15 protein-coding genes are annotated in these 13,279 nt (G+C 64.2%); 9 read left to right on the top strand and 6 right to left on the bottom strand.

The window, feature by feature from the left end; all coding sequences use genetic code 11:
• Nucleotides 1-12: 12 nt before the first annotated feature.
• Both hisG and hisD read left to right on the top strand, forming a co-directional pair.
• The gene (hisG, locus tag DOM45_RS16615) at nt 13-657 is read left to right on the top strand and encodes an ATP phosphoribosyltransferase (RefSeq protein ID WP_110602342.1); all 645 of its coding nucleotides are present in this window, start codon (nt 13-15) and stop codon (nt 655-657) included.
• Nucleotides 658-741: 84 nt separating this feature from the next.
• Entirely contained in the window at nt 742-2,052 is a 1,311-nt protein-coding gene (hisD, locus tag DOM45_RS16620) for a histidinol dehydrogenase (RefSeq protein ID WP_110602388.1), read from the top strand.
• A gap of 75 nt (nt 2,053-2,127) precedes the next feature.
• On the opposite strand, the gene DOM45_RS16625 is transcribed toward hisD, so the two are convergent.
• The gene (locus DOM45_RS16625) at nt 2,128-3,411 is read right to left on the bottom strand and encodes a Do family serine endopeptidase (RefSeq protein ID WP_110602344.1); all 1,284 of its coding nucleotides are present in this window, start codon (nt 3,409-3,411) and stop codon (nt 2,128-2,130) included.
• A gap of 207 nt (nt 3,412-3,618) precedes the next feature.
• Between DOM45_RS16625 and DOM45_RS16630 the strand changes: the two genes are divergently transcribed.
• On the top strand, nt 3,619-4,377 hold the full coding sequence (locus DOM45_RS16630; RefSeq protein ID WP_110602345.1) for a Nif3-like dinuclear metal center hexameric protein: 759 nt from the start codon (nt 3,619-3,621) through the stop codon (nt 4,375-4,377).
• A gap of 53 nt (nt 4,378-4,430) precedes the next feature.
• Here DOM45_RS16630 and DOM45_RS16635 read toward each other — a convergent pair whose 3' ends face one another.
• Entirely contained in the window at nt 4,431-4,883 is a 453-nt protein-coding gene (locus tag DOM45_RS16635; RefSeq protein ID WP_110602347.1) for a Z-ring associated ZapG family protein, read from the bottom strand.
• Between the two features lie 188 nt (nt 4,884-5,071).
• On the opposite strand from DOM45_RS16635, the gene zapE reads away from it, so the two are divergent.
• The 5 genes from zapE to DOM45_RS16660 all read left to right on the top strand — a co-directional run bounded on the left by zapE (nt 5,072) and on the right by DOM45_RS16660 (nt 8,612).
• Nucleotides 5,072-6,247 carry a cell division protein ZapE gene (gene zapE, locus DOM45_RS16640; protein WP_110602348.1) on the top strand — a complete coding sequence of 392 codons (1,176 nt, stop codon included), beginning with the start codon at nt 5,072-5,074 and terminating at the stop codon, nt 6,245-6,247.
• A 211-nt stretch (nt 6,248-6,458) separates the two neighbouring features.
• Nucleotides 6,459-6,887: a 50S ribosomal protein L13 gene (gene rplM / locus DOM45_RS16645; protein ID WP_110602351.1), complete on the top strand. Its 429-nt coding sequence runs from the start codon at nt 6,459-6,461 to the stop codon at nt 6,885-6,887.
• An 11-nt stretch (nt 6,888-6,898) separates the two neighbouring features.
• Nucleotides 6,899-7,288: a 30S ribosomal protein S9 gene (gene rpsI / locus DOM45_RS16650; protein WP_087717922.1), complete on the top strand. Its 390-nt coding sequence runs from the start codon at nt 6,899-6,901 to the stop codon at nt 7,286-7,288.
• 166 nt (nt 7,289-7,454) lie between these two features.
• Nucleotides 7,455-8,081, top strand: a complete 627-nt coding sequence (locus tag DOM45_RS16655) for a glutathione S-transferase N-terminal domain-containing protein (RefSeq protein ID WP_110602353.1) — start codon at nt 7,455-7,457, stop codon at nt 8,079-8,081.
• Between the two features lie 36 nt (nt 8,082-8,117).
• Nucleotides 8,118-8,612, top strand: a complete 495-nt coding sequence (locus DOM45_RS16660; protein ID WP_110602354.1) for a ClpXP protease specificity-enhancing factor — start codon at nt 8,118-8,120, stop codon at nt 8,610-8,612.
• A gap of 90 nt (nt 8,613-8,702) precedes the next feature.
• Here DOM45_RS16660 and DOM45_RS16665 read toward each other — a convergent pair whose 3' ends face one another.
• The 4 genes from DOM45_RS16665 to DOM45_RS16680 are packed head-to-tail and all read right to left on the bottom strand — an operon-like array spanning nt 8,703 to nt 12,095.
• Nucleotides 8,703-9,257, bottom strand: a complete 555-nt coding sequence (locus tag DOM45_RS16665; protein WP_110602356.1) for a BON domain-containing protein — start codon at nt 9,255-9,257, stop codon at nt 8,703-8,705.
• A gap of 5 nt (nt 9,258-9,262) precedes the next feature.
• A complete protein-coding gene (locus DOM45_RS16670) occupies nt 9,263-9,856 on the bottom strand; it encodes a phosphoheptose isomerase (RefSeq protein ID WP_110602357.1) in 594 nt (197 codons plus the stop codon).
• Nucleotides 9,857-9,874: 18 nt separating this feature from the next.
• The gene (locus DOM45_RS16675; protein WP_110602359.1) at nt 9,875-10,243 is read right to left on the bottom strand and encodes a YraN family protein; all 369 of its coding nucleotides are present in this window, start codon (nt 10,241-10,243) and stop codon (nt 9,875-9,877) included.
• Nucleotides 10,227-12,095 (bottom strand): penicillin-binding protein activator, encoded by a 1,869-nt coding sequence (locus DOM45_RS16680; RefSeq protein WP_157958459.1) that lies wholly within the window; start codon nt 12,093-12,095, stop codon nt 10,227-10,229. Before DOM45_RS16680 ends, DOM45_RS16675 begins: the two co-directional genes overlap by 17 nt.
• A gap of 240 nt (nt 12,096-12,335) precedes the next feature.
• Here DOM45_RS16680 and rsmI point away from each other — a divergent pair, with 240 nt between their 5' ends.
• On the top strand, nt 12,336-13,190 hold the full coding sequence (gene rsmI, locus DOM45_RS16685) for a 16S rRNA (cytidine(1402)-2'-O)-methyltransferase (protein WP_110602361.1): 855 nt from the start codon (nt 12,336-12,338) through the stop codon (nt 13,188-13,190).
• Nucleotides 13,191-13,279: the final 89 nt, after the last annotated feature.

The following is a 13,279-nucleotide window of genomic DNA, read 5'->3' on the forward strand; positions in this document are numbered from 1 at the left end:
TGTAGAGATACCATGAGCAATCAACTGATCCTGGCGCTATCCAAGGGCCGTATCCTCGAAGAGACCTTGCCACTGCTGGCGGACGCGGGCATCACGCCGGCGGACGATTTCGGCAAGAGTCGCAAGCTGCTGTTCGACACCAATCTGCCCGACGTCAAGCTGGTGGTCATCCGGGCGGTGGACGTGCCGACCTATGTGCAACTGGGGGCAGCCGATCTCGGTGTCGCCGGCAAGGACGTACTGCTCGAGCACGGCGCCGAGGGGCTTTACGAGCCACTCGACCTGGGGATCTCGCGCTGCCGGCTGATGACGGCGGGTATCGTGGGCGCCCAGCCCGCGCGGGCCAGGCGTCGTGTGGCGACCAAGTTCGTCAACGTGGCGCGTCGTTACTACGCGGAGCAGGGCATCCAGGCCGAGGTGATCAAGCTGTACGGTGCGATGGAGCTGGCGCCGCTGATGAACCTGGCCGACGAGATCGTCGATATCGTCGACACCGGCAACACCCTGCGCGCCAACGGCATGGAACCCCGCGAGCTGATCGAGAGCATCAGCACCAGGCTGGTGGTCAACAAGGCGTCGATGACGATGAAGCACGAGCGACTCAAGCCGCTGATCGAGCGTCTGCGTCACGCGGTGAGCGCACGGACCGCCGCTTGAGCTGCGGCTCCGTGAGCGAGTCCTGGGCCGCATGAACGCCGTCGGCGGCGTCACGGTCGCGATCGCACGTAGAGAGAACCAATGATGAGCCAAACGACTACCATTGCCCGCCTCGCCACTCGGGACGCTGACTTCGACGCGCGCCTCGATGCGCTACTGGCCTGGGAAGGGGTTTCCGATCATGAAATCTCGGCCCGCGTCGCGGAGATCATCGACGCCGTTCGTCGGCGCGGCGATGCGGCGTTGATCGAATATACCAATCGCTTCGACCGGCTCGCCGCCACGGCCATGTCCGAACTGACGATCGGGGCCGAGCGTCTGGAGGCGGCGTTCGCGTCGATCCCTGCGGACCAGCGCGAGGCGCTGCAACACGCGGCGGAGCGCATTCGGAGCTATCACGAGCGCCAGAAGCCGGAATCCTGGCAGTACCATGAGTCGGACGGCACCATGCTGGGTCAGAAAGTGTCGGCGCTCGATCGCGTCGGCATCTACGTGCCGGGCGGCAAAGCGGCCTATCCCTCCTCGGTGCTGATGAATGCGCTGCCGGCCCATGTGGCCGGCGTGCGCGAGATCGTGATGGTCGTGCCGACGCCGGACGGCGTGGTCAATGAGCTGGTGCTGGCTGCTGCCCATCTCGCTGGCGTCGACCGGGTCTTCACGCTGGGCGGCGCCCAGGCCGTTGCCGCCCTGGCTTACGGTACCGAGAGCGTGCCCAGGGTCGACAAGATCGTCGGGCCCGGCAACATCTACGTGGCGACCGCCAAGCGGGCCGTCTTCGGTCAGGTCGGCATCGACATGATCGCCGGACCCTCCGAGATACTGGTGGTTTCCGACGCCGGTACCGATCCGGACTGGCTGGCGATGGATCTGTTTTCCCAGGCCGAGCACGACGAAGATGCCCAGGCCATTCTGGTGGCCTGGGATGCCGGACACCTCGAGGCTGTCCTGGCTTCCATCGAGCGGCTGCTGCCGACCATGGAGCGGGAGGCGATCATTCGCGAGTCGCTGGCGAGGCGGGGAGCGCTGATCCTCTGTGAGGGGCCCGACCAGGCGGTCGAGCTGATCAACCGCATCGCGCCCGAACATCTGGAGCTGTCCGTGGAGTCCCCCGAGGAGATGGTGGAGGGCGTGCGTCACGCCGGTGCCATCTTCATGGGGCGCCACACGGCGGAGGTGCTCGGTGACTACTGCGCCGGCCCCAACCATGTGCTGCCGACCTCCGGCACGGCGCGTTTCTCCTCTCCGCTGGGTGTCTACGACTTCCAGAAGCGCTCGTCGCTGATCCAGTGTTCTCCAGCGGGCGCCGATACGCTGGGCCGGACCGCATCGGTCTTGGCGCGGGGCGAGTCCTTGACGGCCCACGCCCGCTCGGCGGAGAACCGCCTCAAGCGCTGAAGAGCGGGCATCGGATCGGGTCCGTGGAGAGAGACGATCGCCGCCCCTTGGGCGGCGATCGTCGTTGGGTGGCGGCTAGCGGGCGCCGGAATCGCCGTCGGCGCCGGGCGTCTCGGATGCGCCCGAATCCTGGGTGGCCTGGGCCCTTTTGGCTGCGTCGTCGTTGCCCTGGGTCGGTGGCGGGCGCTCGCCGACCTTCAGCGTCACCTGGCGTTTCTCGCCCCCCCGCACGATGGTCAATGGCAGCTCCGTGCCGGGGGGGATCTCGGCGATATCCACCTGGGTCTCCCGCGGATCGAGAATCGGCTTGCCGTCGATGGCGAGCAGGATGTCTCCGGGGCGCAGCCCGGCCTCGTCGCCGGGCCCGCCCGATACGACGTTGGCCACGATGACGCCGCTCAGGGTCTTGAGGCCGAACGAGGACGCCAGATCAGGCGTCATCTGTTGGGCGTCGATCCCCAGCCAGCCCCGGATGACGCGGCCCTGGGTCACGATGTCGTTCAGAATGCTGCGTGCCAGATTGGCAGGTATCGCGAAACCGATGCCCTGGGAGCCCCCGGAGCGGGAAAATATTGCCGTGTTGATGCCGATCAGCGAGCCGTTGGTGTCCACCAGCGCGCCGCCTGAGTTGCCCGGGTTGATCGCGGCATCGGTCTGAATGAAGTCCTCGTAGCGGCTGAGGCCGAGATGATCGCGTCCGGTCGCGCTGATGATCCCCATGGTCACCGTCTGGCCGACACCGAAGGGGTTGCCGATGGCCAGGGTGACGTCGCCAATGGCGATCTTCTCCGAATCGCTCAGCTTGATGACAGGCAGGTTGTCGAGGTCGATCTTGAGGACCGCCAGATCGCTATCGGGGTCGGTGCCGATCACCTGGGCGATGGCTTCACGGCCATCGCGGAGGGCCACCTGGATCTCGTCCGCGTCGTTGATGACGTGATTGTTGGTGAGGATATAGCCCTCTTCGCTGACCACCACCCCCGAGCCGAGACTCGACAGCATGCGCTGGCGCTGCGGCACGTTCTTGCCATAGAACTGGCGGAAGAACGGGTCCGACATCAGCGGGTGCTGGCCGGTGTCGACGACGCGCGACGAATAGACGTTGACGACGGCCGGGGCGGCGCGATTGACGGCCTGGGAGTAGCTGACGGGCCCTTCCTGGCGATTGAGCGATGGCGCATCGATGACACCCGGCCGGGCGCGTTCCGAGGTCGCGGATTTGACGCTCGCCGTACCGGCTGACATATCGCTGGCGGTTCGGTCTCGACCCAGCAGCGACGGAAAGGCGTAGAGCAGGACGACGGCGATCAGAATGCCGCATAGGGCGGGCCACAGATAGGCGGCTAGGTGGCGGCGCATGTGCTGGGTCCTTAGACTGAAAATCAGAGCGACTTCGCCACATCTGGCAGCGCTGCAGTGATCGAGGCGGCCGTGGCTGCGCCGAGGGAGCCGGAGCGGGATCGATGAAAGTACGATACGCTCGATGGCGCGGTGCGCAGTGCCTGGCACGATGGCGGTACGGACTAAAAGTGTAACATTCACCAAGGCTTTGCGCTGGGAGACAGTATGATTTCGCGGCAGATTCTCCTGGAGGCGGTCGATACGGAGCTGGATATCGACGCGTTCAAGGATTACACCGTCAATGGATTGCAGGTCGAGGGGCGGGACCGGATCGAGCGTGTCCTGACCGGCGTCACGGCGTGCCAGGCGTTACTCGACGAGGCGGTGGCCTGGAACGCCGATGCCGTGCTGGTCCATCACGGCTATTTCTGGAAAAACGAGCCGGTGAGCGTGACCGGCATGAAACATCGGCGTCTGGCTACCTTGTTGAATAACGACATCAATCTGTTGGCTTACCACCTGCCGCTGGACGCCCATGTCTCGATGGGCAACAACGCTTGCCTGGGGCAGCGTCTGGGGTTCGAGGTGGAACGCTGTCTCGATGGAGAGCTGGGCCGGGGGCTGCTGTGGATGGGCGTGCCGCAAGTTGAGCTGGACAGTGGCGCTCTGGCGGGGCTCGTCGAGCGCGCTCTGGGTCGGACGCCAACCCTGATAGAGGGGTGTTCCGGCGTCATAAGACGGGTGGCCTGGTGTACGGGAGGCGCTCAGGACATGTTGCCGATGGCCGCCGAGGCGGGTGCCGATGCCTTCATCTCCGGTGAGATATCCGAGCGCACCACGCACATGGCGAGAGAGATGGGGGTGACCTATGTGGCAGCAGGCCACCACGCCACCGAGCGCGATGGTATCCAGGCGCTCGGCAACTGGCTGGCGGAACGTTTCGGTATCGAGCACCGGTTCGTGGACATCGACAATCCGGCTTGAGGGGAGGGGGGCAGTCGCCGGAACCCCTTGGGTTCCGGCGGGTCTTCGACCGTTCAGTAGCGGGGAGGCTGCGGAGCGATATCCTGCTGTTCGGTGGTTCTGCGCTGTCGGACGCCATAATCTTCGGCCAGCGTGCCGCCGGTACCATCGGCGTAGTCGCGCGGCACCTGGGGCAGGTCGACCTCTTCGGCCTCTTCCTGGCTGCCATGCAATCGACGTTTCAGCTTGAGGTCGTCGACCAGCTTGTCCGCACCCTGGATCAGGTGCTGTTCGAGATCATGGCTCTGGCGCTGAATGCTCGAGGCCAGATCGGCGACTTTGGCGAAGTGATCGTTCAGCGCATCCTTGACCTGATTGAGCTCCAGCTCCGTCTCGGCCAGACGCTGACGCACTTTCTGGTTGCGGGCGACATTGGCGTTCAGCAGGTGGTAACAAAGGGCGCCGATACCGATGCCCGCCAGGAAGCAGGCGATTGCCAGGATCCAGTCGATATTGCTTTCGTTCACAGTGCGCTCCTCGTCGTCGTGCCCGGCACGACCTGTCTCAAAGACCCTTGCTTAAGGTCGGTGCGGTGCCATTATATCGACCCGCTCGGCTCTCGGGTCAAACCTTGCCTGTCTGCCCGGCACTGTCAAGACTTTCGTCGGAGAGTATAATCCCGCCACTTGTTTCGAACCGAGGTCACGATACCGCCATGAGTTCATCCCATGCCGCGACGTCCCATCAAGGCGCCATGACGCCAATGTCGCGTTATCGCGCGGATCTGGAGCGCGATGACTTCAGTCACGACGCCGCGCAGGAAAACGCCGTCAAGCATCTGCAGCGTCTGTACGACGATCTGCAGCGGACCCCGGCGCCCAAGCCCGCCGCCCCCGGAGAGTCCAAGCTCTCGAAGGTGGCGGGACTGTTCGGCAAGCGCAAGGCCGCCGAACCCGAGGCGCCCGCCAGGCCTGCGGTCATGGGGCTCTACTTCTGGGGCGGCGTCGGTCGTGGCAAGACCTACCTGGTCGACGTGTTCTACGAGTCGTTGCCTTTCGAGCGCAAGATGCGCACGCATTTCAACCGCTTCATGCAGCGAGTGCATCGCGAACTCGAGATCCACAAGGGGGAGAAGAACCCGTTGACCCAGATCGCGGCCACCTTCGCCAGCGAGGCTCGGGTCATCTGCTTCGATGAGTTCTACGTCAAGGACATCACCGATGCGATGATCCTCGGCAACTTGATGGAGGCGTTGTTCGCGCAGGGGGTCGTGCTGGTGGCGACCTCCAACATCGTGCCGGACGATCTCTACAAGGATGGCCTGCAGCGAGCGCGCTTCCTGCCGGCGATCGATCTGCTCAAGCGTCATTGCGAGGTGGTCAACGTCGATTCCGGGGTGGATTACCGCCTTCGCACCCTGGAGCAGGTGGAGATATTCCACTCGCCGCTCGACGCCGAGGCCGAGGAGCTGCTGGCGAAGAGCTTCCGCTCGGTTGCCGGCAGCGAAGGGCGCGAGAATGCCACGCTGGCGATCAACCACCGGGAGCTCAAGACCCGTCGTCTGCACGAGGGCGTGGTGTGGTTCGATTTCAAGGTGCTCTGCGATGGGCCTCGCAGCCAGAACGACTATATCGAGTTGTCGCGGGAGTTCCATACCGTGCTGGTTTCCGACGTGCCGCGCATGGGGGCCGGAACCGACGATCAGGCGCGGCGGTTCATCAGCATGGTCGACGAGTTCTATGACCGCGCGGTCAAGCTGCTGCTCTCCGCCGAGACCGAGGTCGAGTCGCTCTACACCGGGGGCAATCTGAGCTTCGAGTTCGAGCGCACGCTGTCGCGCCTTCAGGAGATGCAGTCCCGGGACTACCTGGCGCTGGCGCACAAGCCCTGAATGGCGCGCGCCGCGGGCGAGCGCCAATGTCGCGACGATACTGGTCTTTCCTCGCACATTGTGTGCGTGTACAATGCGCGCTCTTCGATCCGTTGTCCTTCTGTCGGCAGTCGTTCATCGGCTTTCGATCGTGGTGGCAACCCAAGAAAAATAGGGATGGCCGAGAAGCCTGTGCTTCGACGCCCAAATACGCTTATTTGGTGAAACACTCATGAAGACGTTCAGTGCCAAGCCGCACACCGTGCAGCGCGACTGGTATGTCGTTGATGCTTCGGGCAAGACGCTCGGTCGTCTGGCGACGGAAATCGCGCGCCGCCTGCGTGGCAAACACAAGCCGGAATACACCCCGCACGTCGATACCGGCGATTACATCGTCGTCGTCAACGCCGAGAAGGTGCACGTCACCGGCAACAAGGCGCAAGCCAAGAACTACTACCGTCACACCGGTTACCCGGGCGGTCTGCGCACCATGTCGTTCGAGAAACTGATCGACCACGCGCCGGAGCGCATCATCGAAGGCGCCGTCAAGGGCATGCTGCCCAAGGGGCCGCTGGGTCGTGCCATGCACGCCAAGCTCAAGGTGTATGCCGGTACCGAGCATCCGCACGCCGCGCAGCAGCCGCAAGAACTGAACATCTGAGGGTAACCGTCATGGCACAACAGTATTACGGCACCGGGCGTCGCAAGACTTCTACCGCTCGCGTGTTTCTCAAGCCGGGCACCGGCAAGATCACCGTCAACGACCGCGAGCTGGGTGAGTTCTTCGGCCGCGTCACCGCACAGATGGTCGTGCGCCAGCCGCTGGAGCTGACCGAGACCACTGGCCAGTTCGACGTCTACGTCACGGTCAAGGGTGGCGGTGGCTCCGCTCAGGCCGGCGCGATTCGCCACGGCATCACGCGCGCGCTGATGGAGTACAACGAAGAGCTGCGCCGTCCGCTGCGTGCGGCGGGTTACGTGACCCGTGACGCTCGTGAAGTCGAGCGTAAGAAAGTGGGTCTGCGCAAAGCACGTCGTCGTCCGCAGTTCTCCAAGCGCTGATCCCACGGGATTCGCGTCTGCGCACAGCGCCCGGCTTATCCAGTCGGGCGTTTTGCTGTTGGTACGTGGTGCAGGGGTGTTGTGGCTCTCCGTGGCGATGGTTGGCGCCCAGCGGGGTTGCCCGTCGTGTTACCATTGGTCGTTGAATTAATGCGAGGAAAGTTTCATGGGTGTAGTGGCCAAGCGATCGTCGATGATCTTTTACTCCGGTAGTGATGATCATTTCAGCCATCGCGTCAGAATCGTGCTGGCGGAAAAGGGCGTGGCCGTCGATATCCTGGACGTCTCGGCCGATGAGCATAACGCCGAATTGGCCGATCTGAATCCGTACAACAGCGTGCCCACGCTGCTCGATCGTGACCTGGTGCTGTACGAATCCAAGGTCATGATGGAGTACCTGGATGAGCGTTTCCCGCATCCGCCCCTATTGCCGGTCTACCCGGTGGCGCGTGCGCAGAGCCGCCTCTGGATGCATCGCATCGAGCGCGAGTGGTGCCCGCTGGTCGAGCAGATTCAGCAGGGGCCCAAGAAGGACGCCGACAAGGCTCGTAAGGAGTTGCGTGAGAGCCTGACCGGGATTTCACCAATTTTCGAAGACATGCCATATTTCATGAGTGAAGAGTTCACGCTGGTGGATTGCTGCATCGCGCCGATTCTCTGGCGTCTCCCGGCGCTGGGTGTCGAGCTGCCGGAGAAGCAGATCGCCCCGTTGATAAGCTACATGGAACGTGTCTTCGCGCGGGATGCCTTCAAGGTGGCGCTGTCCGAAACCGAACGTGAGATGCGTAGCTGAGGCGACTCCGCCGCAAGCTGCCCGAGAGGAGTTGACATGCTGACTAGCCGTCCCTATCTGGCGAGAGCCCTTTATGAATGGCTGCTGGACAACGAGCAGACCCCCTATATCGTGGTGGATGCTGGAAAGCCCGATGTCCGGGTGCCGCAGCAGTTCGTGCAGAATGGTCAGATTGTGCTGAACATCGCACCGGCCGCCGTGCGCGACCTGGCGATCGATAATGCGGCAGTCACTTTCGGGGCGCGCTTCAGCGGACAGCCGATGCAGGTCGTGGTGCCCATGGATGCTCTGATCGCGATCTATGCGCGTGAAAATGGCGTCGGCATGGTGTTTGGTCAGGAGCCGGTCATGCCGAGCTTCTCCAGCGAGGAGGAGGCGGCACTGGAAGAGGAGGGGCGGCCGACGCTCGAGAGCGTCGAGAGTCGCTCTGATGACGATACCGCCACATCACCAGAGCCGGCCGCCACCAAGGATGACGATGCACCCGGTCGTCCCGAGAAAGGCAAGCCGTCACTGCGCATCGTCAAGTAGCGGAACCCTTGTTCGACGGGCCCACTTGGGTACCGTAGAGCCGCTGCCGGAGATCCCTCGGCAGCGGCTTTTTTACGCCTGGAGTGAGGGTCAGTTGAGGTATTCGAAGACCTTGACGATGCGCTGGACACCGCCCACGCCGGACGCAGCGGCGGTGGCTTCGCTAGCCTGCTGCTGGGTCACCAGCCCCATCATGTAGACCGTTCCGTTCTCGGTGATCACGCGAATCAGATTGGCATCGAGATCCTCGTTGGCGACCAGATTGGCCTTGATGCGCCCAGTGATCCAGGTGTCGGTCATGCGCTGGCTGACCGGCGTGTTGGCGGACACCATCAGTTCATTGTGCACTTGCCGCACGCTACGCACGTTGCGGGCGATCTCGGTGGCGCGCTGCTTGAGTTCCTCGCTGGGCACCTGGCCGGTCAGGAGGACGTTGCTGTTATAGCTGTCCACGTTGACGTGGGCATCACCATACCGTGCATCCGCCGCGTTGAGGGCATTGAAGATCTTGCTCTGGATGTTGCTGTCTTCGACCTTGGCGCCAGGGGTGCGCTCGGCGTAGTTCTCCTGCTGGCCGCCGGTGGCGCATCCGCCCAGTGTCAGCAGGCCGATCAGGCATGAGGAAACGATCAGTGTCTTCTTCATAAGGCTCACTCGTTGCTGCCAAAAAGCTGTTGGTCGATCAGATCACACAAACAGTGGATGACCAAGAGGTGGACCTCCTGAATGCGTGCGGTAGAAGTGGCGGGAACGCGAATTTCGCAATCCTCCTGCCCCAGCAGGGACGCCATGTCGCCGCCATCCCTCCCGGTCAACGCGACGACGCTCATCTCGCGATCGTGCGCGGCTTGGATCGCCTGCACCACGTTGGCGGAGTTGCCGCTGGTGGAGATGGCCAGCAGGATATCGCCCGGCTGGCCGAGGGCACGAATCTGCTTCGAGAAGACATCATTGTAGCTGTAGTCGTTGGCGATCGAGGTCAGCGTCGAGGTGTCGGTGGTCAGCGCCAGTGCCGGCAGGCTGGGGCGTTCCCGTTCGAAGCGGTTGAGGAGCTCCGAGGAGAAGTGCTGGCTGTCGCCGGCGCTGCCCCCGTTGCCGCAGGCCAGGATCTTGCCTTCGCTGACCAGGCACTGGACCATCATCTGGCTGGCGACCTCGATGAAGGGCGGCAGGACTTCGCTGGCGTAAGTCTTGGTGTCGATGCTGGCGTTGAACAGGTCGAGTATGCGTGCTTGAAAATCCATGAGATGCCTATTGAGCGGTCAATATGCGTCGAAGGCGGCCCGAATCCAGTCGAATTCGAGTGCGGGCAGGCTTCCGGTCACGCCGACGACGTCGAAGCGGCAGGGGCATGATAGCCCGTGTGCATGAAGATAAAAACGCGCGGCCTTGATGATGCGCCGCTGCTTGGCGGGAGTGATCGTCTCGGCTGGGTGGCCGTAGTCGGACCTGCGGCGATGGCGGACCTCCACGAATACCAGATTTTCGCCGTCGCGCATGATGAGGTCGATCTCGCCGCCTTTGGCATGCTGGTTGCTGGCGACCAGTGTCAGCCCGCGCGTTTCGAGCCAGCGGGCAGCGGCCTGTTCGACCTGCTGCCCGAGTTGACGCCGGTTATTGGGTGCCGTCATCTTCGGCGTCCAGCGCGAAACCGTTGAGGTCGGCGTTGGAGGCCCCTTGGCTTCCCTGCGACGGCCCGCTGTCGTTGGAAGTCGAGGGAGAGCGGGTCGGGGCTGAGGCGGGTGCCGTCAGCAGGGGCTGCGGCGTGCCGGACTGGAACACCGCCCACGGCAGCGTGCGCTGGATGCGGCCGTCGTCGCGCGCCTGCAGCGTACCCGTCGCACCGAAGATCTGCGTGTTCGGCAGCGCCTGAATCAGCGGCAGGCGGCGGGCCAGCTCGTAGGCGTCGACGCCCATGGCGTTGAGCTTGAGCAGGCCCGGATCGTTCTCGCCTGCCAGTTGCTGGTAGGTGGAGACGAACGGTAGCGCATCGGTGCCGCCCACGGCGGCATCCGGGATCATCCACGGGATATCGACAAACTGCACGCCGTCGAGATCGTGATCGGCGCGCGGCTGCGGGATGCCTTCATAGAGATGTGACGTGGCATATACCGGAAGGTCGCCGGCGTAGTAGAAATCCAGCGTCGGCGGGACCTGGCGAGCGTAGCTGGGCAGTGCGAGCAGGAACAGCATGTCCATGCTCGAGGGATCGCTGTTCAGGAGCTTGCGGACCGCGGTGGCGACGGAGCCCGAAGGGTCGTAACTGACCACCGAGGCCACCGTTCCGCCTTCACCCTCCCAGTTGTTGCGAAACGCCGCCAGTACCCGCGACCCCCATTCGTTGTCGGGGATCATGATGCCAGCGCGACGGCGTCCGTCGAGATGGGCGCGGTGAGCGACCTGGCGCGCCTCGTCCTCGGCGGACAGGCCGTACTGGAACAGGTTGGTCGCCTGATCCCGGGGATGTTCGCCGTAATTCAGTGCGAGGGTGGGGAGCGGAACGCTGCTGCGGGTTTCGAGTTCGCTCACCTTGTCCTTGTCGAGTGGGCCGATGACCGCCTGGGCGCCGCTCATGGTGGCCTGAGCGTAGAGGGCATCGATGTTCTGCTGGCTGGAGTCGACGAAGGTCAGGCGCGGGGTTCGCTCTCCCTGGTTTTGGGCATCGCTGGCGCGAGTCTCCAGGCCCTGGCGAATGGCCGATGCGATGTTGGCCAGCGGGCCGCTGTCCGGCAGGAACACGGCGATCTGACTGATTTCATTGCCTTCGATCTGGCGTAGTGCCGACAGGTCCTGCGGGAGTCGCCGATTGGCAGGGTGGTCCGGGTAGCGGCTGCGCCACTGATCCAGGCGGTCGAACAGATTGGAGATGTCACCGCCGCTGGTGCGATAGAGCCGAGCGAGATCGACCCAGCCCTGGGTGATCGGATCGCCATTCGTCGCGGCCAGTGCATCGAGTGCCGTGGGGCTCAGGCTCGAGAGGGGCTTCCAGATGTCATCATTCAGCTCGTAGGGCGCGTTCTCCCGCTGCAGATCGATCAACAGCCGGGCCGAGGCCTCGGGTTCGCCGATCATCTCCAGCGCGAGGCCGCGGCGGTAGCGTAGCGTCTGGCGGTCGTCGGTGGAGAGATTGGCCTGGGTATCGAGAATGTCGGTTGCCCGGATCGCGCTCCAGCCATCCTCCTCGGCCAGTGCGCTGTCGGATAGTACCAGTGCCCAGCGGGTGCGTTGCGCGTCATCGAGCTGGGTGCTGTCGATCTGGCCGGCGATCTCGAGCGCCTGCGCCGTATCGCCCTGGCGTGCTAGGATATCCGCCGCCTCGAGCCGGGACGCGGCGGCCTGAGGGCCGCTCTGGCTGTTGGCTTGCTCGAGCAGCTCCTGCGCGCTGGGGCCGCTGACGCCTTGCATCATGCTCTGGCCCGCACAGCCTGCCAGTATCAGGGTTGCCATCAGTGGCAGTAGAAGTCGCCGCAGCGCGTAACGCATAGTGTCGTTCCCTTTACGTGTGAGTGGTCGCGCGCGATCGATAGCGATTCTGGATGCTCCGGTCGTCGATGACCGGGTTTCGAGGCGCCGACCCGTTCCCGTTCCGCTGGAGGCTGCTGCAGTCCGGCGGCCGGTGACCGCCCGCCGCTGCCTTGCGGAGGCTTCCTTGATGAGTTGAGCACCGACGCCACCGCTGGCGGTCATCGATCTCTGAATGCACGTTAATCCGGATGGTACCGAATGAGCGAGACAAAGGAAGGCGTATTGTACGTGGTCGCCACGCCGATTGGGAATCTCGAGGATCTGAGCGCGAGGGCCGGGCGCGTCCTGGCGGAGGTCGATGCGATTGCCGCAGAAGACACGCGTCACACCCAGCGTCTGCTTCGGCACCTGGGCGTCGAGCGTCCGCTGATTTCGCTGCACGAGCACAACGAGACGGCTCGTGTGGATCAGCTGCGAAGACGTCTTCTCCGCGGCGAGCAATTGGCGCTGGTGAGCGATGCTGGGACGCCGCTGATCTCCGATCCGGGGTTCGTGCTGGTCAGGGAACTTCGCCGTTCCGGCTGCCGGGTCGTGCCGGTCCCCGGTCCCTGCGCGCTGGTTGCCGCGCTGAGTGCTGCCGGTCTGCCCACGGACAGGTTCACCTTCGAGGGGTTTCTGCCGGCCAAGTCCGGGGCGCGCCGGAAGCGGCTGGAGGCGGGCGCCTGGCGGGAAGAGACGCGTGTGTTCTACGAATCCCCTCACCGGATTCGCGATCTGCTGGATGATCTTGCCGCGGTGGTCGGCGAGCGCCAGGTGGTGCTGGCGCGTGAGCTGACCAAGACCTTCGAGACCCTGCTGGAGGGGTCGGCCAGCGAGTTGCTGGCGATCATGGATGCCGATCCCGACCAGGCGCGGGGCGAGTTCGTGGTGATGCTGGCGGGGTCGCCGCCGAAGGAGGCGTCCGCCGACGATGCCGAGGGCGAGGTCCTGCTTCGCGCATTGCTGGCGGAAGAAGTGGCGGTCAAGAGCGCGGCGGCGATCGCGGTCCGGTTGCTGGGCGGGCGGCGCAAGCACTGGTACCAGATGGCGCTGTCGATCAAGTCGGAGGCCTGAGCCAGCACCGTCCCGTTGCCGGGATTCGGGCGTCGATCTCGTTGTCGCCAGCGCCGAATCGGTGTCGGTGTCTGGAGACGGTTTGTCGG

Origin of the sequence: Salinicola lusitanus, from assembly GCF_003206045.1 — a bacterium.
In the GTDB taxonomy this organism is placed as follows: Bacteria; Pseudomonadota; Gammaproteobacteria; order Pseudomonadales; family Halomonadaceae; genus Salinicola; species Salinicola lusitanus.

What these genes read in the sequence shown, in the direction of transcription:
- DOM45_RS16660 (WP_110602354.1), top strand. Translation starts at nt 8,118, where the DNA reads ATGCTGACTAGCCGTCCCTATCTGGCGAGAGCCCTTTATGAATGGCTG.
- rsmI (WP_110602361.1), top strand. Translation starts at nt 12,336, where the DNA reads ATGAGCGAGACAAAGGAAGGCGTATTGTACGTGGTCGCCACGCCGATT.
- DOM45_RS16675 (WP_110602359.1), bottom strand. Translation starts at nt 10,243, where the DNA reads ATGACGGCACCCAATAACCGGCGTCAACTCGGGCAGCAGGTCGAACAG.
- DOM45_RS16630 (WP_110602345.1), top strand. Translation starts at nt 3,619, where the DNA reads ATGATTTCGCGGCAGATTCTCCTGGAGGCGGTCGATACGGAGCTGGAT.
- DOM45_RS16665 (WP_110602356.1), bottom strand. Translation starts at nt 9,257, where the DNA reads ATGAAGAAGACACTGATCGTTTCCTCATGCCTGATCGGCCTGCTGACA.
- rplM (WP_110602351.1), top strand. Translation starts at nt 6,459, where the DNA reads ATGAAGACGTTCAGTGCCAAGCCGCACACCGTGCAGCGCGACTGGTAT.
- rpsI (WP_087717922.1), top strand. Translation starts at nt 6,899, where the DNA reads ATGGCACAACAGTATTACGGCACCGGGCGTCGCAAGACTTCTACCGCT.
- DOM45_RS16625 (WP_110602344.1), bottom strand. Translation starts at nt 3,411, where the DNA reads ATGCGCCGCCACCTAGCCGCCTATCTGTGGCCCGCCCTATGCGGCATT.
- DOM45_RS16680 (WP_157958459.1), bottom strand. Translation starts at nt 12,095, where the DNA reads ATGCGTTACGCGCTGCGGCGACTTCTACTGCCACTGATGGCAACCCTG.
- DOM45_RS16670 (WP_110602357.1), bottom strand. Translation starts at nt 9,856, where the DNA reads ATGGATTTTCAAGCACGCATACTCGACCTGTTCAACGCCAGCATCGAC.
- hisG (WP_110602342.1), top strand. Translation starts at nt 13, where the DNA reads ATGAGCAATCAACTGATCCTGGCGCTATCCAAGGGCCGTATCCTCGAA.
- hisD (WP_110602388.1), top strand. Translation starts at nt 742, where the DNA reads ATGAGCCAAACGACTACCATTGCCCGCCTCGCCACTCGGGACGCTGAC.
- zapE (WP_110602348.1), top strand. Translation starts at nt 5,072, where the DNA reads ATGAGTTCATCCCATGCCGCGACGTCCCATCAAGGCGCCATGACGCCA.
- DOM45_RS16655 (WP_110602353.1), top strand. Translation starts at nt 7,455, where the DNA reads ATGGGTGTAGTGGCCAAGCGATCGTCGATGATCTTTTACTCCGGTAGT.